The 18,875-nt window shown below is 43.5% G+C and carries 18 protein-coding genes; 8 read left to right on the plus strand and 10 right to left on the minus strand.

Annotation, left to right across the window (positions count from 1 at the left end):
• Nucleotides 1-65 precede the first annotated feature (65 nt).
• On the plus strand, nucleotides 66-578 hold the full coding sequence (locus tag OI18_RS15600; RefSeq protein ID WP_052273278.1) for a CinA family protein: 513 nt from the start codon (nucleotides 66-68) through the stop codon (nucleotides 576-578).
• Nucleotides 579-645: 67 nt separating this feature from the next.
• Here OI18_RS15600 and OI18_RS15605 read toward each other — a convergent pair whose 3' ends face one another.
• Complete coding sequence (locus tag OI18_RS15605) at nucleotides 646-1,131, minus strand: hypothetical protein (protein ID WP_152616849.1); 486 nt, start codon at nucleotides 1,129-1,131, stop codon at nucleotides 646-648.
• 196 nt (nucleotides 1,132-1,327) lie between these two features.
• Between OI18_RS15605 and OI18_RS15610 the strand changes: the two genes are divergently transcribed.
• Together OI18_RS15610 and OI18_RS15615 are read left to right on the plus strand one after the other, a co-directional pair.
• Complete coding sequence (locus OI18_RS15610; protein ID WP_039141438.1) at nucleotides 1,328-1,804, plus strand: ferritin-like domain-containing protein; 477 nt, start codon at nucleotides 1,328-1,330, stop codon at nucleotides 1,802-1,804.
• An 18-nt stretch (nucleotides 1,805-1,822) separates the two neighbouring features.
• Nucleotides 1,823-2,449: a DUF4142 domain-containing protein gene (locus OI18_RS15615; protein WP_039141440.1), complete on the plus strand. Its 627-nt coding sequence runs from the start codon at nucleotides 1,823-1,825 to the stop codon at nucleotides 2,447-2,449.
• Nucleotides 2,450-2,510: 61 nt separating this feature from the next.
• Here OI18_RS15615 and OI18_RS15620 read toward each other — a convergent pair whose 3' ends face one another.
• Genes OI18_RS15620 through rpoN form a run of 4 tightly spaced genes read right to left on the minus strand, consistent with a single transcriptional unit; the run spans nucleotide 2,511 to nucleotide 8,397 of the window.
• A complete protein-coding gene (locus OI18_RS15620; RefSeq protein ID WP_039141442.1) occupies nucleotides 2,511-3,971 on the minus strand; it encodes a hybrid sensor histidine kinase/response regulator in 1,461 nt (486 codons plus the stop codon).
• 5 nt (nucleotides 3,972-3,976) lie between these two features.
• A complete protein-coding gene (locus tag OI18_RS23885) occupies nucleotides 3,977-5,488 on the minus strand; it encodes a sensor histidine kinase (RefSeq protein WP_052273279.1) in 1,512 nt (503 codons plus the stop codon).
• On the minus strand, nucleotides 5,478-6,962 hold the full coding sequence (locus tag OI18_RS15630) for a sigma-54-dependent transcriptional regulator (protein WP_039141444.1): 1,485 nt from the start codon (nucleotides 6,960-6,962) through the stop codon (nucleotides 5,478-5,480). Before OI18_RS15630 ends, OI18_RS23885 begins: the two co-directional genes overlap by 11 nt.
• Nucleotides 6,963-6,990: 28 nt before the next feature.
• On the minus strand, nucleotides 6,991-8,397 hold the full coding sequence (rpoN, locus tag OI18_RS15635) for an RNA polymerase factor sigma-54 (RefSeq protein ID WP_039141446.1): 1,407 nt from the start codon (nucleotides 8,395-8,397) through the stop codon (nucleotides 6,991-6,993).
• A gap of 216 nt (nucleotides 8,398-8,613) precedes the next feature.
• Here rpoN and OI18_RS24270 point away from each other — a divergent pair, with 216 nt between their 5' ends.
• The 3 genes from OI18_RS24270 (at nucleotide 8,614) to OI18_RS15645 (ending at nucleotide 10,193) form a co-directional block, all read left to right on the plus strand.
• Nucleotides 8,614-8,778 carry a DUF1328 family protein gene (locus OI18_RS24270; protein WP_039141448.1) on the plus strand — a complete coding sequence of 55 codons (165 nt, stop codon included), beginning with the start codon at nucleotides 8,614-8,616 and terminating at the stop codon, nucleotides 8,776-8,778.
• 24 nt (nucleotides 8,779-8,802) lie between these two features.
• Nucleotides 8,803-9,057 (plus strand): hypothetical protein, encoded by a 255-nt coding sequence (locus OI18_RS24555; RefSeq protein WP_152616850.1) that lies wholly within the window; start codon nucleotides 8,803-8,805, stop codon nucleotides 9,055-9,057.
• Between the two features lie 110 nt (nucleotides 9,058-9,167).
• Nucleotides 9,168-10,193, plus strand: a complete 1,026-nt coding sequence (locus tag OI18_RS15645) for a Gfo/Idh/MocA family protein (RefSeq protein WP_039141451.1) — start codon at nucleotides 9,168-9,170, stop codon at nucleotides 10,191-10,193.
• Nucleotides 10,194-10,317: 124 nt separating this feature from the next.
• Here the strand turns inward: OI18_RS15645 and OI18_RS15650 are convergent, their stop codons facing one another.
• From OI18_RS15650 to OI18_RS15660, 3 genes are all read right to left on the minus strand, one after another.
• Nucleotides 10,318-11,367 (minus strand): AI-2E family transporter, encoded by a 1,050-nt coding sequence (locus tag OI18_RS15650; protein WP_039141453.1) that lies wholly within the window; start codon nucleotides 11,365-11,367, stop codon nucleotides 10,318-10,320.
• A 30-nt stretch (nucleotides 11,368-11,397) separates the two neighbouring features.
• A complete protein-coding gene (locus OI18_RS15655; RefSeq protein WP_039141456.1) occupies nucleotides 11,398-11,703 on the minus strand; it encodes a DUF6496 domain-containing protein in 306 nt (101 codons plus the stop codon).
• Between the two features lie 63 nt (nucleotides 11,704-11,766).
• Nucleotides 11,767-13,236 (minus strand): MFS transporter, encoded by a 1,470-nt coding sequence (locus OI18_RS15660; protein WP_039141457.1) that lies wholly within the window; start codon nucleotides 13,234-13,236, stop codon nucleotides 11,767-11,769.
• A 108-nt stretch (nucleotides 13,237-13,344) separates the two neighbouring features.
• Between OI18_RS15660 and OI18_RS15665 the strand changes: the two genes are divergently transcribed.
• Nucleotides 13,345-13,968, plus strand: a complete 624-nt coding sequence (locus OI18_RS15665) for a hypothetical protein (protein ID WP_039141460.1) — start codon at nucleotides 13,345-13,347, stop codon at nucleotides 13,966-13,968.
• 5 nt (nucleotides 13,969-13,973) lie between these two features.
• On the opposite strand, the gene OI18_RS15670 is transcribed toward OI18_RS15665, so the two are convergent.
• Both OI18_RS15670 and OI18_RS15675 read right to left on the minus strand, forming a co-directional pair.
• Nucleotides 13,974-16,262 (minus strand): DUF3857 domain-containing protein, encoded by a 2,289-nt coding sequence (locus OI18_RS15670; RefSeq protein WP_039141462.1) that lies wholly within the window; start codon nucleotides 16,260-16,262, stop codon nucleotides 13,974-13,976.
• A 20-nt stretch (nucleotides 16,263-16,282) separates the two neighbouring features.
• Nucleotides 16,283-18,223 (minus strand): transglutaminase-like domain-containing protein, encoded by a 1,941-nt coding sequence (locus tag OI18_RS15675; protein WP_039141464.1) that lies wholly within the window; start codon nucleotides 18,221-18,223, stop codon nucleotides 16,283-16,285.
• Nucleotides 18,224-18,394: 171 nt separating this feature from the next.
• Between OI18_RS15675 and OI18_RS15680 the strand changes: the two genes are divergently transcribed.
• Complete coding sequence (locus tag OI18_RS15680; RefSeq protein WP_240312783.1) at nucleotides 18,395-18,604, plus strand: hypothetical protein; 210 nt, start codon at nucleotides 18,395-18,397, stop codon at nucleotides 18,602-18,604.
• Nucleotides 18,605-18,875: the final 271 nt, after the last annotated feature.

Here is an 18,875-nt window from a genome sequence, read left to right on the forward strand (position 1 = left end):
ATTTGACAGCAAACTGTTAAAATTCATATGCCAGACAATGGCATAAGAATTTAAAGCTGACAACAATGACTACAAATACAATTGGCTGGAATTCATTTGACCGGGGCATTCTAAATACAGTTGCAGAAAAACTACAGAAGAAGAAAGAAACCGTGGCATTGGCAGAAAGTGTAACATCCGGCCTCTTGCAACTGGCTTTCTCACTGCCAGATGGCGCCATGAATTATTTCCAGGGCGGACTTACTGCTTATAACCTTGGACAGAAATCAAGACTACTATTGGTTGATCCCATTCATGCAGAACAATGTAATTGTGTAAGTGAACTTGTTGCGATACAAATGGCCAGGCAAATCAGGGTCCATTTTACGTCCGACTGGGGAATAGCAATAACAGGTTATGCTTCACCGGTACCAGAAAAAGGAATCACAAACCTATTCGCCTGTTTTGCGTTTTGTTACCGCAACGAGCGATTGTACAGCAACACGGTAAAAGGTGTTCATAAAGATCCTGTGCAGAACAGGTTGTTCTACACAAACTATGTGCTGCAACAATTCGAAGAAATACTGGACGGAAATTAACCAGGAAAAATATCGGTTGATGAAACATAAAGGCCAAAGGGAACTGTTGTAAAGACAGGTACGGCGATCAGTACACGTCGTTTTCCAGGATAGTCGGCAATTTATCAATTAGATCCTGTCCACCGTCCCATTCTGCAGGTCCATAAATCTTAAAGATCTGCCACAATTCAGGATTCAACTGAACAATTGTATAAAGGTATCTGCGGTTCGGAGCATATATCTCGAATGCAGTATAATTTAAAATCATATAACGGTAATAACCGAAAAAAAGCGCATCCGGTTGTTCTCCGTTTTCACCTTTGTACCACTGTAATTCCCTTCGTTCAATTTCCAAGGTATCACCTTCGCCCAACTTTTCGCCAACTTCAGACGCCAGGTCAGTAAACCCCAGGTCCTGCTCAACCCATTGTCCTGATTCCACATCTGTGAAAAAGATATTTGAGTATCCGTCTTCAAAAGTGACCTGAAACATTTTATGAAGAGGATGATAAATATATCTTACATCACCTTCTACATTGTTTCCTTCTACCTGGATTTGAATTTTTTCTTTCATGACCATTCTGTTTAGTCTACGGTTCCCAGTCTGAACAGCCTATAAAAAAATAATGCCGGAAAGTCACGATTCCCGCATCAATTATTTAATGTCACAAATGCGTAGCTTTTTCTACATGGCAGAGGCACGTTACAGCGGAGATTCGCTGGTATGTTTTTTTTGACTTGTTATATTATTTCACTTAAAACTGAAAATTATGCAACGAAATGAAGAATTAAACGAGGTACTGAATGATCTCATCCAGATCAACAATGACCGCATTGAAGGTTATGAACGTGCAATAAAAGATACAGAAACGGAAAGAAGTGATCTGCTGCAGGTATTCAATAGAATGATTGAAGAGAGCAGGGGATTTAAGTCATCGTTGCAGCAAATGGTTGGAAAATACGGAGGAGAAGTGGAAACTGATGACACAACAGTAAAAGGAAAAGTCTACCGGATGTGGATGGATATCAAGTCTGTATTCAGTGGACATTCAGGCAAATCCGCTCTTGAGTTATGCGAATTTGGGGAAGACGCTGCTCAAAGGGCATATGAAGAAGCGTTGGAATCAGACGCTACCATGGACGCAGATGTAAGAACCCTGGTAAGAACACAAAAGGATATGCTAAAAATTTCGCACGACAGAATTAAAGCGATGCGGGATGCTGATCAACGACAAAAAGCACATTAGAACTCAAAACACCATAATATGAAAACAATTAAGTTGTTGTTTTTTCTTGCAATGTCTGTTGGAATTGTCTCATTAACCGCATGTGGCGACGGTACCAGAACCGGTAGTGATGGTAATGACACAACTAATGTAGTAACACCAGGCTATGATGATCCCAATCCTGCGGCACAGGATGTGAACAAGGACAAGGATACGACAAACAGAGCCGCATTTTCAGATGATGACCGGAAATTTGTTGAAGACATGGTCGAATCCAATTATGCGGAAATAAAGCTGGCGACACTTGCACAGGAAAAATCAACCAACAGTGAAGTTAAACAGGTAGCCAAGCAGCTTGAATCTGATCATAGCGCAGCACTGACAAAACTTAAGCAAATAGCAGAAAGCAAATCGCTGACCGTTCCTGGTGCAGAAAGTGATAAAGCACGGAACCAGGCCGAAAGATTTGCTGAAAAGAAAGCGGATAAATTTGACAAGGATTGGTGCAAGGAAATGATGGATAAGCATGATGCCTCTATCAAAAAGCTTGAAAAGGAACAGAATGATGCTGATGATGCAGATTTGAAAGCCTGGATTACTGAAACTTTACCAGTTATTCGTAGTCACCATGATAAACTCATGGCTTGTCACAGCAAACTAAAATAGTTTTTTTTATAGCACACAGATTGGAAGGTAGAAAAAGGCTGGATTTTTATCCGGCCTTTTTTTATGCTGGAACAGCGTCTAATGTCTTGAAAAAAATGCTGAAAGTAGTGCCTGTATCTTTTAGAGATATCACATCCACTTTGGCCTGGTGACTGTTTAGTATGCTAAGTGCGGTTGGAAGTCCGAGGCCTATCCCCTCCTTCTTGGTCGTAAAATAGGGTTCAAATAATCTTCTCTGTTGTTCTTCTGTCATACCGTGCCCATTATCCGTGATCCGGATTTCACAACCATCCCGGTCCTTTTTCACGCTGATGACTAAGATCTTTGTTTCCTTATCCATCGCTTCAATCGCGTTATTGATGATATTAAGCAATGCCATGGTCAACTTTGACCTGTCTGCCATAATACGGATCGGTGTGTGTGGCAAATTGGTTTGTAATCGTATCGTTTTTAATGTCAGTCGGTCGGTAGCATTTGTAATTACACCGTTAATTAACTCCTGCACAATAAGCGGCCTTTGGAGAACCTCTGTACCACCGGAGAAAAAAAGCAACTGGCTGATGATCTGGTTTATCCGTTGACTATTCCTGAAAATTATCTCAAAATATTTTTCCCGGTCTGCAATATCAGGATATTTAAGTTTTTCCACAGACAGGTTAATGTTGGTTAGCGGATTGCGGATCTCGTGGGCAAGTACCTGCGCCAGCCTACCGGTTGCAGCCTGCTTCTCATAAAATAGCGCTGCTTTTTCTGCCCTCTTCAACAGAGTGATGTCATGAAGTATGCATTGGACAAGCTTTTCAGGCTCATCATCACTTAGAATTATTGCTGAGAACAGGCAAATTATTTCATCTCCTGATTTACATACTAACTCAACTTCAACATCATTTACCTCTCCCTTAGTAGCGAATACTTCATCGATCAACTCGGCATTTTTATCATCTGCCACCAAATCCAGGAAGGACATGTCTGCAAATTCTTCCAACGTATAGCCAAGCATTAGCGAGGTTGCATGATTTACTGTAACAAAAGAAAAAGACTGAGTAGTCAGAAAAAGGGCATCTTTGGATTGTTCGAAGATGTTCCTGTATTTCCTTTCGTTTACCCTTAGCGCCTTCATGGTTTCCGACTTGCCGAGGGCATAACGGATAGACCTTTCCAACTTTTCCGTAGTCAGCTCCCCTTTTTCCAGGTAATCCATTGCACCGGTTTTCATTGCTTCCATGTCTATATCACGGCTTCCCTTACTGGTGAATAGGATAATCGGATCGTTGCAACCAAGTTCTATCGATTCCCTCAGCAGGTCAAGCCCCGTTTTTGCGCCAAGAAAATAATCAACAAAGTACAGGTGGTATTTTTTACTGCGTATTTCTTCAATAGCCTCGTTATAGTTATAGCACCATTCAACCGTCCATTCTTTTGATTCCGGAATGGCCCGGATCATCTCCTCCGTTAAAGAATAGTCATCCCAGTCGTCCTCTATAATTAATATGTTCAACCGGGAATAGCTGGTGTAAATCATATTGCTCAGGCATGTTGATGAACAGGCAGGATTACATAGAATGTAGTCGCTTCATTGGGTTTGCTTTCAGCATACAATAATCCTCTGTGCGTGTCAACTATTTTTTTACAGATAGCCAATCCTAAGCCGGTTCCAGGGTATTCCCACTTTCCGTTCAGACGTTGGAAGAGTTGGAAGATCTTTTCTGCATACTGGTTATCGAATCCAATTCCATTGTCAATACAACTGATCCTGACATATACTTCATCACCATAGATATTAAGTTGAAATTTCTCCTGATTGCTCAATGGGCTTGAAGTTACACGAATTTTCGGATGTGCAGTTTTATTGGTAAACTTCAATGCATTGTTTACCAGGTTACTGAACAACTGGTACATCTGTGGTGCATATGCTTCAATGACGGGCAGTGTTTCAAGGTCAATGTCTGCTCCGCCTTCTTTTATTTTTAGTTCATATTCCGATAGAACCTGGTTCAGCACATCATTCAGATCAGTAGTGTCGAACCTCGAAGCCTCCGTCGAAATTCGTGCATATTTCAACAGATTTTCTATAAGCTGCTGCATGTTTTTGGCTGATTTCTGCATCCTGTTCAAAACGGCCATATTCTCATCATCCAACTTTCCGCCCAGGTTTTCAAACAGCCGGTTACTATAGATAATAAGTTTACGAAGTGGTTCCTGCAGGTCGTGAGAGGCGACATATGCAAAGTCTTCCAGTTGCTGGTTTGAACGGTTAAGGTCCTGGATAATCTGGTTCATTTCGTTTTCGTAAGTCTTTATCCTGGTAATGTCGCGCGTTGTGCCCACTACTTTCACAGGTTTACCGTCAGGACTTCGGAATATCCGGCCACTTGTTTCAAGCTTTCGCTGTGAACCATCAGCTTTTGTAACTTCAATCTCCCTTACATAGCTGTCCTTTTCTTCATTAGCAGTTACCTCCCTTGTAACAGGGTGTTCGAGTTCGTCAAAACCGTTTGATATACTGAATTGCCGGTTGAAGTTTGGAGCTTCGACCTGTTGTATACCAAATAGAGAGTAGATCCCTTTGGAAAGACTCAGCTGGCTATTCCCGATATCATATTCCCAATAGCCCTGCTGTAATTGTTCCTCCCGTTCAATCATCATTTCCCGGTAGTTCTCAAGATCCTGCCGAAAAGTAATGTCGCTTACCAGGACAATCCAGTCGGATCTCTCCTCATTGCATGGCCTGGCATCACAGGAAACGACGATCTGTCGGCCGGTTGACGTAACGAGATTAAACTGTCCCTGGTAGCATGTGCCGGTTCGCAGCTGGGGAAGCAGCGTTTCACTGATATCAGGCTTTTGCGTAGCTGTAGTACTTTTAAAAAAAGCGCCAATAGGATAAGTTGAGATAGAATTGGTTTCAGTTTCAAGGAGGCGGTAAATTCCTTCACTCCAGCATTCTACATTTTTTCCGACCTCCCATCGCAAAAAGCCAAACCTCAGGCACTCCTGCGCATACATCAGGTATGGTGCGAAAGGGTATTCAGATTTCATTATTAGTTTTTTTGCCGAGAATAATTTCCTGGTATAAAGCAATTTTGTTGTACAGCGTTTTCCGGTCAATGTTCAGAACCCTTGCTGCACGGCTTTTATTGAAATTGTTTTCTCTTAACGTCTTGACAATTAGTTCATATTCGTGGTCGATTGACGCCATTTTCAGAGAGTGTATTTCTGTCGCTCGTTCCGGTTGGGAAGGAATTGCGGGAATTTTGCTTTCGATGTGTTGTGGAATTTCGGGAAAGGCAATATCTGAATCATTTTTTAGTAACCGTTGGAAATTGTTTATTTCAAAAGGAAGCGACCTGGCTTCAATATAATCACCGTCCGATAGCAGGGCAGCCCGTTTAACAACATTTTTAAGTTCACGGAGATTACCAGGCCAATGGTATTCCCGGAATATGGACTCAATTTCACCGGCAAACCCTTTAATATTTTTGCCCAGGTTCTGGTTGGCCAGTTTCAAAAAATGATTTGCGAACAACATAATATCATCCTTGCGGTCCCTCAACGGAGGAACCTCAATTGTAAACTCATTGAAACGATGGTACAGATCCTCCCGAAATGCGCCCTTACGGGCTGCTTCCTGAAGATTTTCATTGCTGGCAATTATAATGCGGATGTCCAGGTCAATGTCACGCGTCCCCCCTACTCTTCTCATTTTTCGTTCCTGTATCACCCTCAATAAGGACACTTGTGTGTCGTACGAAAGGTTGGCAACTTCATCCAGAAAAATTGTTCCCTTATTGGCCACTTCGAAACTACCCTGTTTCTGTTGGATCGCGCCTGTAAAGGATCCCTTTTCATGGCCAAATAATTCACTTCCTGCAATATCCCGTGAAAGAGCTCCACAGTCGATGGCGACAAACGGATATTGCTTGCGGTGACTTTTCTTATGAATCTCCTGCGCTATCGCTTCCTTGCCGCTACCGCTTTCTCCATACAGGATCACACTATAATCGGTTGGGGCAACCAGCGAAATCTGGTGCATGATCTGCCTGAATACGTAACTGTTTCCGAAAATGTATGAATCGTTTTCAGAAAACTCTGCTACTGGTGTTTTTGCTACGGGCGCCGGAGCTTTGCCGGATTCAGAAACCTCGGCAGAGCGTGTTCCTGACTTGAGTGCATTCTGAACGGTATTCAGGATTTCCTCCGGAAACAATGGCTTGAGGATATAGTCGAACGCACCGGATTTTATTGTTAATACCGCAGTCTTCAGGTCATTGTGCGCGGTAATGATGATTACAGGAATCTGCTGCTTTTCCTTTATGCGCAACATAAGCGTCTTGCCATCCATTTCCTCCATCCTGTAGTCACAGATAGCTAGGTCATAAACATTCTTTTCTATCATTTCCAGCGCCTTATGGGCAGAAGGAGTATCGTCCACATTATATTCATATTTCGTCAGGAACTTTGACAACAAAAAGCAGATATCCGGATCGTCGTCGACAACTAGTATTCTTTTCATGGAGAGGTATTTAGAGATGATGCTATAATTAAGTTGCAGCACGGAAATTTGCTGCTACAATCCCCAGTGATTCACGGTATTTTGCCACCGTTCTCCTTGCAACCCTGAATCCTTTTTGCGACAATAAATGCGACAGGTCGTTATCACTAAACGGATTGTGCTTATCTTCTGCTTCAACCAGTTCCCTTAGCTCAGCCTGTATAACTTTCGAGGTAACTGCCATGCCGTTATTATCGCGGAGCCCCTCTGAAAACAGGTTTTTCAGGAGGATGGTTCCGAAGTGCGTTTCTGCATACTTATTACTGGTAATGCGACTTATTGTTGAGATGTCAACCTGCACTATTTCAGCAATGTTCCTCAGGATCATCGGTTTGAGATCGAGCTCATCACCAGACTGAAAAAATGCTTTTTGCCAGTTTACGATTGCCAGCATTGTTCGCGTCATGGTTTGCTCGCGTTGGCGTATGGCTGAAATGAACCATTCCGCCGCCTGCATTTTGCCTTTCAGATACTGGTGTGTCCCTTTATCCCTTTCCGAACATTGAGTCATTATGTTGTTCATCCAGTCATGATTGATCTGAAGGGTATCGGATCGCTGCCTTGTGAGAGAAACATTGATCTTATCATCTTTAACAGCAACACTAAAATCCGGGATAATAACCCGATTTTCTGTTTGTAGAGGCGGAGTTTCCAGCACTGGCCTGAAACTCAATGTTGAGATGTATTTGACTATCTCTTTCAGCCGGTTGATGGTAACATTCATCGCTTTACAAATTCTTCCGTATTCCCGATGAAGTAGGTCAGTAAAATGATTGCTAATGGCATTCCCTGCTTCAACTGTGATCTCGTCGGCTTTTTTTTCTTTTTTTAGTTGCAGCAAGAGGCATTCCTGGAAACTCCTTGCGCCAACGCCCGGTGGATCGAGTTCCTGCAGTTGTTGAAGCACCAGATCAATTTCACCAGGGTCAGTCCAGCCACTTGACCGAAACGAATATTCTTCAGCTAGTTTTGATGTATCCTCTTCCAGCATTCCATAGTCATTGAGACTGTCGATTATAAAACATGCAATTCTCAACTCTTTTTCAGTACCACATTGAAAGCCCATCTGTTCCTTAAGCCGATCGCGGAAGCTCGGCTCTTCTGAGATTTGCCGGTCCGGCATATTTCCTTCCGTAAAGAAATTCTGATGCTCCTTTCTGCAATCCGGAACATCGTCATATGCGAATTCTTCATAGTCTGCATAGTCAGCAACAACTTCGTCCTGGCTTTCGGAATCAACGGATGACTCGATCTCTTCCAACAATGGGTTTTCTTCAAGTTCGAGGGAAATTCTTTGTTCAAGTTCCAATGTGGTAAGGTGAAACAGGTTTAAGAGGTGAATCTGCTGCGGCAGGATCTTGATGCGCTGGGACCGGGTAATTTGCTGAGAGATCATGGCAGGTGTTTAAGTAGGGGAAACAAGTACCGAACCAAACTAATATGTGCGGGAATACGCAATAATTGGGAATTTATGTTGAATCCACTCTACACATTTACGTCTGAAGCTGCATCTAATTCCTCAGCTGGCTCAAGTTATTTGTGCCGGCACCCGGGTATGGAAATTTCATTTGCCGGTTAGTTAACCTGAAACATTCACCAAAACCCAAAAATTATGTTACGCTGGACTATTATTTTCCTGATCATTGCGATCATTGCAGCCATTCTGGGATTCGGAGGTATTGCAGCAGGTGCGGCCTCAATTGCGAAAGTTCTGTTTTACATTTTCATCATTCTGTTTGTGATATCCCTGATTATGGGAATGGTGAGACGAACCTGATAGTAAAATGCTCACCGCTTGCCGGTGAGCATTTTATTTTTCTTCTTCCTTAGCGCCAGTATTCAGATCCGGCATTCTTCGACCGGTCTCAGCTGGTTTGTTGAGCGGTTGCTCGACCTCTGGCTTGTTGTCTTCTCTTTTCTGCGTCACTTCCTCTCTAAGTCCGTAATCAATCTCCAGTTGCTCCTCGGTGTTCGTTATATCGTTATCCTTATTGACGATATTATTTTTGCCATTCCCGTTACCCGGACCCGGATCAAAATACTTCTTCTTATCTAAGTGTTTTTATTGGTTCAAACATTTTTTGCAAGCGGAATGCCTGTAGAGTGGATTACTCAGTTTCAATGGCACCGAATTTTCCTTAATTCAAGGAAATTACATGGCTAAATATGGTTACGTTCAAATGGGGTATAATAGGGCCCGGAAATATTGCGGAAACTTTTCTGCAAGACCTTAAACGAGCTACATCCGCTAATCACATCGTTACTGCTGTATTTCACAAGGAAAAAGAGAAAGCAGCCGTATTTGCGGAGAAATGGAAGATACCGTTTTTCTATGACAGTATTCATGAAATGGCAAAGGAGTGCCATATGAACGCTGTATATATTGCCACGCCCCATCCCTTCCACCATAAAGAAACGCTGATCTGCCTTGAACAGGGCATTCCTGTGCTCTGTGAAAAGCCGATTGCGATCAACAAAATGCAGTTAGAGGAAATGATTGCTGCGTCAGAACGGACTAAAACTTTCCTAATGGAAGGTATGTGGATCCGATTTCTTCCAAGCATCAGGCAGGTGAAGGAAATATGCGAACAGGGATTGATTGGCGAAATTGTAAGCATTCACGCAAACCTAAGTTACGTGGCGCCTAAGGAATCAGGTAACCGGTATTTTAACCCAGCGCTCGGTGGCGGATCATTACTTGATCTCGGTGTCTATCCCGTTTACCTTGCAGTGCTGTTGATGGGAAGGCCGATTTCCATTTCATCCCGCGCAAGGGTTAATGCAGACCAGATTGATGAGCATTGTCTCATTAACCTGGAATTTCTAAAAAAGACCTTTGCAGTTTGTGAATCTTCGTTGATCACAAACACTGGAAATACGGCTGGCATATACGGAACCGAGGGATCAATCAGGATCTGTAAACCGTGGAATGAAATGCCAGAATGTATTGAACTATCAGATACGGATGGGAATATTACCCGCATACCATCCGGATGGGATGGGCATGGCTTTCAATATGAAGTAGATGAAGTATTCAGATGTATCGAAAAGAATCAGCTGGAGTCTCCGGCTTTGACGCATTCTACCAGTCTTTGCGTAATGGATATCCTTGACACTGTAAGGCACCAGAACGGAATTTACTATCCATTTGACAGCCCAGTCCCTGCGGGCCAAAAACTTACGTCACTTTAACATACTGATTCAGATGAAAACGAAAACAACTTCGAACCGTAGATTCAAGATTATAACAGACCAAATGCAGTTCGCTGAAGGGACATTCTGGCATCCAGGTGGCTACTCTGAAACATTTGGATAGTCATGTCTTTTGAGAATCTGGTTTTAACTCGGTTCCCTCGTCAGGCTGGTGCGAAAATTCATTCAGGTAAATATTCACCAGGATACCTATATAACTGATCAGCAACGGTCCAAATATGAGGCCGATAAAGCCGAATAGGGTTAACCCGGAAATGACCCCTAAAACCGTCACGACAGGGTGCACATCCCCGAACTTCTTCAATAACGTCATCCTTGCCAGGTAATCTACATTCCCAGTTATGATAAAACTATAAAGCATCAGGGCTGTTGCATCCCACGATTCTCCTGTAGTATACAGGTAAATGACGATCGGCACCCACACAATCATTGTTCCCACTAAGGGGAAAAACGCACATATCCCGGTAAGAACTCCCCAGACAAAAGGCTCCGGCACTTTAAAGATGTAATAGCCAACAGCAGCCACCAGTCCCTGGATCAGGGAAATGATTGGAATGCCCATCGCATTAGCTTTGATACTCTTTTTTGTTTCCGACGTCAGGAGCTGGATGTTGCAGTCTTTTAAAGGGGTAAGACGCACCATGTATTTTTCGATTTCACTTCCATTAACCAGAAGGTGGTATAAAAGGAACAGCATGACGACAAGGTTAATCAGCAGGCTCGTAGTACTATTTACGAGTTCAGGTATAAGTGCGGACAATTTTTCCAGCAAATTGTTTACAGTCGCAGGTGAAAACAGGTTACGTCCTACCTTCTGCTGCAGGTTGGCAAGAGTTGTTTCAACCATCCTGACATACCTTTCAGGGTCGGCAAGAAAATCATTAAGTTTAGGCCGCAAAAGTACTATCCCCAGGTAAATCGGAATTCCTAATACTACCAGGTAAAACAAAATGTATAAAGCAGCCGTCCAGCCTTTTCGCCATTTTCGACTATACACCAACTGAAAGTATTTTGAACGGCTGATGACATAAAGCGTTATTGCCCCAAGCATTCCGGGTATCAACACCCGGAGTGCAATAACGGTAGTAACAAGCAGCAGGGTTATGATAAGCAGCAGCACAACCTGTTTAAGGCGGTTATTGAAGTCGTTCATAACGGAACGATTTAAATAACTGTGCCCTTATCAGCGGCTCGAAGACTTGCTTCTTTTCTGCGACGTTGACTTTTTTGTGGTTATACGGGGAGCTGGCTTTTTTGCTGTCGTTTTTCGACTGGTTTTTCTTGCAGTTTTCTTGGCTGTTTTTTTCGCACTTTTCTTTGGAGCAGGTACTTTTGCCCCTTTTTCCCGGGCTTCCGATAATCCTATTGCTACTGCCTGTTTGGGATTGGTAACTTTGCGACCGCTTCTGCCACTTTCAAGTGTACCCTTCTTCATCCGGCGCATAGCACTTTCGACTGTCTTTTGCGCTCCCTTTGAATACTTTGCCATATATCAAGTTTTAATGGGTATGTCAACTGGTGTCGATGTGTATTTTTTTCCACAGAACCGAACCTAATTCGTTGAAGATGACCGCCTCTTTAGTAGACTCCGGATTTGTTCATGCCAGGAAATGAGGTCCCCGATTATATAGTAGTCTTTCAGGTTGTTCTTAACATTCATCCGCATTATCCGGACAACTTCATCTTTTTCCACTTCACCGGTTTCCTTAACGGCAACCAGCAATTCTATTGCGAGCAATGCAAGTACCGCACCGATGAGAAACAGGAAATTATATTCGTGAAGTAGTACCAATGTTACAGCCTTGCTTACCTTCGGACCACTCCATTGTGCCATCACGCTGAGAGATCGATTGTCAAAATAGTCAGCAAGATACCCGCCAACCAGTGGCGCAAGTGATGAAAAAACAGCCGTAACAATGTTCTTTGCCGAGAGGTATACAATTGCTTCTGTTCCAGGCGACAATTTGAGGCTGATATTTGTAAGGGATAAATTTATTCCCGCTGTTGAAATTCCCGTCATAACATGAATCAGGAATAGTAAAACCAGGTTCATGTAAGGATGCGAATAAATGCCTGCAAAACACCAGCCCACGAGACACAATATATATAAGGGTGCACTTATGGCAATGATCGTCTTATTGCTATATCTATCTGCAAACCTGCCCCATAACCTGATTGTAAGAATACTGCACAACTGGCTGATGATGGTAAAGCCTATTATATAAGAGATGGAAAGCCCCATGGTTTTCATCATGAACACAGTAAAAAAGGGTGTCGCAATATTCAGGGCAAAAACCCAGGCGGAATTGAACATAAGCAACCGAAGAAAATTTTTATTCGTCAGCGGCTTTTTCATGAGCTGGAAAATATTCTCCCGGGTAAGATACGACATAGGCTCCCGCACCTTCGAAAGAACCAATGCCCCTATAATTCCGATAATTCCTGCAAGAATAAACATATAGGCGTAAGTACTCAGTTCAAATTGCGGATAGTGTTTCTTTACATAGTCTATTGTGAAGGCTAGTGCAAGGGCAAGTATTACATTCAATGTCTGCATATAGCTGCTTCGCTTGGAGAAATAGGTGCCAAGGATGTTTTCCGGGATCAGGTCCTTCATCCACGCATTCCAGCTTGGTCCAGCGATCGATCCAAAAAAGTAGAAGAAGAAGAGGATAAAGATCACCGTTTCAATTCCCGCTTCGGGGAGAAAGAGGATCATCATACCGGCAAGAATCAGCGGGATCCTTGCAAATATTGAACATAGTACGCTAACAGCCCGTCGGTTGTTGAATCGCCGGACGAGCCAGATAGATATCAGTTGAAAGATATTTGTAAATGTAGGAAGGGCAGCAAGCATGCCAATCTGGAAGTTCGATGCCCCGAGAAGTACAGCCATCGCCACCAGGAATGTTCCGCCTGTCAGCGTTGTCATAGCCTCCGAAGCAAGCCCATCCCCGATAACCAGCTTCATTCCTGACTGCAGATCCTTCTCTGTTAAGTTCCTGGTTGGCTTCAAATTCATATCTGTTCTTAGCTGGAAAAATGGTGCCAGAGATTGGCAACACTTTGCTTTACCAGTTTTTGAAATTATCTTGGCGCCAATTCTAAACCGTAATTCTAAACCGTAATTATGAAATCAAAACTCTGCCTGGTCGCATTTGCTTTAAATTCCCTGCTTCTTATTTCCTGCCAAAAAGAATATAGCACGCAAAGGGATGATTCGGGAAATGGTCCGGCTCCCGTTGATTTTACCGGAACCTGGGACATTGTAGAAGTCGCCAGCCAGGGATCAAATAGTTCAACCACTGCGGTAGCAGGCGAATCACTGAAATCTGTGGTGGAATACGCCTACTTTTCAAAAAACACCTCAGGTAAAATGCTGGTGGACGATAAAGTTTTCCTCACCCAGGACCTGAATTATATCATTGACACAACAATGACCCTGAGCGTATTTTCAAATGGCGCTTTGTTAACTTCCGCCGACATGCCATTTTATATGGAAGTCGTGCAGCCCAGCAATCCGTTGCCCTACCGGAAGATCAGTGCCGATTCAATCGTAATTATCGGGCAACTTACCTCAGCACCATCCGGCGCCCCTATCCAATCCGAGGAAATGGGATTCAGGCTCATGATGGCCGGTGATACCCTGGTAATGAAGGGTAATCTGAAATTCGCCGTCAGGCAGAATGTTAATGGTTTACCCGCAAACATTGAAGCAAACACTACTAACCTGATCAAACTGCTGCGACCCTGACCGGACTATTGCTTTACAAGGATGATCTTGCTTTCTGAAAAATTAAACGAGGCGTCCAGCAATTCGAGCAGCTTATTCCAGTCATTCACGTTCAGGTGCCTTGACCTGAACGTTTTTTTGACGGCGAGGTGAATTGCATTGTTCTCCACTGTAGCAGTAGAAACAAAACTGCCGGCCTCATTTGAAATCGTTTTGTTTAGGTTTTCAAGTCCCCTGGGAGTATACCCGGCAGGCACCTGGCAGATTATCTTCCATTGTAAGCTTCGCGGGTATTGGATATCTATTGGCAAAGTCCGCTGGCGCTCTTCTTTCTTGATCCTGCTCTGTTCACCCATCAGTACTGGCAATGAAATTATCAGGTCAGAACCTGCCTGGGAAGTCATCTCCGATAATGTAAAGCTCTCTGTATACCGGAGGCCACGCTTCTTGGCGTTTCTGCCGTCCTGTACCAGGCGAAATGCGTCATATTTTTCTACAGTGTGACCATATTCAGATTCAGCCAGTGATTTCATTACCTTGGGCTTTTCTTCCTTCCATTCTTTTTTCTGGTCATTGAACTCCATAGTTGCCTTTTCCTCATCTGTGGCTGACAGGCCATCCCACATAGACACGCCATCATAATTCCGGAAGTCGGTTTCAAGGAATGGGGTTAACGCCAGAACCTCATCGATCATCCCCTGCTTCACGAGGCCGGAGGCTTCTGATTCCTTAGTTACGATAAAAGTGGCTTTGCTGACATCCAGGCTCACTTTTACCAGGGATTTCAATGTATTGAGAAGGGTGTCTCCCATAGGGATCACATCAGTCGTTACTTTTTCTTCCTTTTCGTTGCTATTGAAACGCAACGCAGTGTTTCCGGCAAGGTATACCGGGATCTCATCCGGGTTCAGGTGCTCATCTGGATTTGCAAAATACCGGTTCTTATAACGGATCATCCATGCAATTTCCTGGGTGAAGGCGACTTTATTGATGTCTGTCCTGTTGTTTACTGTACTTGCGATAATCTCATGTGGAATACGCTTCATAGTGAGAAGACCACTCATGATTTTTGCAAAGGCATAATCACTCCATGTCTCGTGAATGGTCATAGAACGGATGGTGTAATAAACCTTTTGTACGTATTCATCTTCAGAGCCTTCAAAGGCTCCTCTTTTTCTCAATAACTTATATAATGCGCCTGTAGTGTTTTCAATGCTACTGTTCAACCCTTTTGTGTAATCCCCTGTTGCCTGCAGCTTTTCCGGCGAAAACCAGAAGGTGCGGGCTTTTATAGATAGTTCTTCCGGCGTAATATCTTTTTTCATGGCCGTTTCATCCGCAAACCAGATGAAGTTCCGGCTGCTATTCCGAGCATATATTATCTGGAATTTTATTGAGGGAAGCTCAAGGAATTCATTAACGAATTTGGTGTCCACCAGTTTGTCGCGGTTGTTATCTACCCACTTATATACCTTATTCCCGGATGCATCAGTTGCCATAAAATCGGGTGCCCCTTTCAGGCTTTTATAACCAATATGGTATTTGTCGTCCTGGGTAACCACTTCTATCACCTGGCGGGCGACCGGCATTTCGCGGTTGCAGAGGTAGTAGACGGGGTCAAATTCCTTGTAACTTGGATTGTGCCCGTACTGGCGTGTATTGATATGGCGGAAAGCATATTCAATTATATCTCCCTCCGTCAGGTCCGGTACGGCTATTTTGTAATAGCTGGGACGATATACACTGCTCACCCGGAAATCAGTATATCCCTGGAAAATCCCAGGAACCGATTTTACATCATCCACCTTAATTGCTTCTTCAAGGTTAAGTGGCTGAATGCTGCCATCTGCCTTGATAACCCGGGCTGCAAACGCATCATCTTCCATTGATAAACGGAAGTAGAGTACTGAATACTGATCTATCGCCGCCTTGTCTTTTAGTAATATTTTCCTTCGCTCCGTCTCTTCCACCAGAATGCGCGTATCATTGCGGGCATTTGCAGCATACATGGAAGCGCCAAAAGTAGGTAATGCAAATAACACCCCCCATACATTCCGGCCAATCCGCTTACCAACACTAAGCCCCTTCTTGTCGAAGTCAAAAGTTGTCTTCTGGCATAATATCACACCGCTTTCATCAGGCCACCTGGTTGTGCTACTTTCTTTGAAGTCAGCATCATCAATCAGCAACGGACTCGATGACAGGTTGCGATCGATCATATCAGCTTCTTTCTTACTTATGCGATGTTGTGAGAAGGTTTGACTGCCGGTTAATGAAAGTGCCGCAACTATTAAAAAGAATCGCAGGATACGCATATAACTGTGTTGAAGGAAAGTTATTGAAGTTGGATACTGATGTTGTTTCGGTTGAATTCCCTGATTTTCGCCAGGAAGTTTTTCCAGTCTGTAAACTCGTTGTTTCGGATTACCGGGCTGTTTAATTGCATCTTCTTTTTTAGCACAATTGTATTTTTCTCAATGGCATAAGAAGCTTCCATGTTGTTTTTACTGAATGCGGCAGTAAATGCTTGTGGTATACCGTTTGCCTTTGCGTTTGCCGGAAGTTCCAGCACCACCTCGTCAGTAGCAAAAAATACATGGTCAAGATCGATCGGGTTCTGGCGCTCTTCATCCGGAACAAATCCTCCAAATGTGCTGGTATAAAAATCCATACTGGTATAACAGATCTTGTCTACTATAGTCACTCGGTTGCTGATCTCGACATCACCTTCAATCACGATCGGCAGGTCACGGTCTGCGAAATCTGAATTTTTAACGTTTGATACTTCTGCACTGGAAATGTTCAATTCCACAAGGCGTTTGATAAATTCGCTGCGCTTATTGGCAGGAATGCGGTTATAGATGTAATGAAAGAAGTTCTTCGCTTCCCCATTGTAGGTAAGTTTAACGTGGCCTGTAAGCTTGTCCCCGTTTAATTTCATCCGCACCGTAGTAGCCAGGTTGTTATCTTCCGGTTTTGCTGACGGAACTGTTTCAAGCCTGAAATTATCCCCATCCTGGACCAGGACATTCTTACCCTGGATCCGGTAGGCGTTTTTCCCCAGCGGGGCATATTTTTCAGTACCGTCAAGGAAATAAGTATTGCCCTGGTGATATAGTACCGAAATTGCGTGATTGTCTACGCACAGGGACAATACCTCTCTCCTGTCATATGGAATTTCCCTTGTTCCGATCCAGGCGAAATGCGCATCAAACCCGGCTATCTTCATCATTTCAGTAAGCAGGTTGGCCATACCCTTGCAGTCGCCGTATTTATTTTTGAATACGTCCTGTACAGTATGAGGAATAAAGCCGGAATAGCCTTCTTCGAAAGCTATATACCTGATATTATCCTGTACCCAGTAGTATATGGACCTGATCTTTTCCATGTCGTTTGCCTTTCCCTGGGTAAGCTGTGCAACCAGCGGTTTAAGAGATGCAATGTCGTTGTTGGCCTTCTTATACAGGTAGTTGTACCAGGCGTACATATCATCAACTTTTGTAAAGCCGTTTTGCTTCTTGCCATTGATTGTAAATGATCTTACCGTAACTATCAGGTGAGGAAGATAATATGGCCGTGAAAGGGAAACCGGCTCCTGACGTACTGCCTGCATATTCTGTGCAGTATAGGTATAAACTGTAAAACCATCCTCTTTCCTAGTTTCTTTTTTAATCTTATACTGGCTGTCGAAATTCTTCTCCATTATCTGCAGTTCGAGCCAGGACGGCACTTTGAAACTGATTCGGTGTTCCTTGACTGGCATATTCTCATGGAAGAAAACCCTTGTCAGGTATTTTGCATCAGAAAAAATGTAATCATAAGTAAATCGGCAGCGTTGCCCCGATTCTTCTGCATTCATGCCATAAAACTGGCCGAAACTGTCATCGAAGAAGATAGCATCGTCTGTGAGTGAAACCTTTTGTGGAGCATACTTCTGGCTGCGAAATTTGTTTTTATAAAAAACTTCGAAATCATAATCTTTTACCTGCACAAAATTATTATAGGGTACCAGGTATCCCATGTAGGCCTTATTGTCCATTGATACCATTTCTATGCTCGAGTTTTCACGTGCCGTTACCACTGTAGCACCGTCAAGACCTTTGCCGGTATTGAAACTGAACTCCTGGGAAATGAGGTGAGCGCCGTATTTGGCTTTCTTCGAGATCTTTTTTAGGGCAGTAGCCTGTGTGGCACCCTCGCTGTCGGAAGTCTGTAATTGCGAAAACAACCGGGTAACGGAAAGCAATAAAAACAGGGACAAGGCGGTCTTCTTCATAAAGCCGGTTTAGGTTTTGCGGACAAGATAATATAAATAGGAAAAAAAACGAATGATAGATTTATGTTATAAACTTGCATTTAAAGAAACACCCCTATGAATGTTTCCAGTTTCAGAGATTCGCTACGTCAGGCAGAACCCCCAAAGCAGCTGTCAGTTTACCAGTTAGCCATGTGGTACGCGGGCAAGGACGACTGGAACAGGGCTCACGAACTGGTTCAGGACCTGCCGGACCAGGTTGCAGCACACATCCATGCTTACCTGCATCGGACTGAAGGTGATATCTGGAATGCAGATTACTGGTATCAGCGCGCGGGTCGGCAACGACCAAACAACTCCACCGAAGCGGAATGGACAGAGATTGTTGCCAGCCTCCTTTAGTAGTGTCGTCAACTACCCTGCCATTGTGTTAATTACTCAGTTGCGTTTGCCACAGGTATTTTCTTCGGCTATCTTACAATTGCCCACCCTGGTTTTAATTATACTATCTTTAATTTTCAAATGGTCCTTACATGGGAACCATTCGATTTATTATTATCCTTCTTTCAGGAGCTTCACTTCAGCTCTATTCCCAGCAACCCAACATCAGGTTTAATCTTGTTGAGGGAGTAGGGGAAATTTCTATCGGTAAGATAACCGGAATTACCCAGGA

The organism is Flavihumibacter solisilvae, from assembly GCF_000814475.1.
Lineage (GTDB): Bacteria > Bacteroidota > Bacteroidia > Chitinophagales > Chitinophagaceae > Flavihumibacter > Flavihumibacter solisilvae.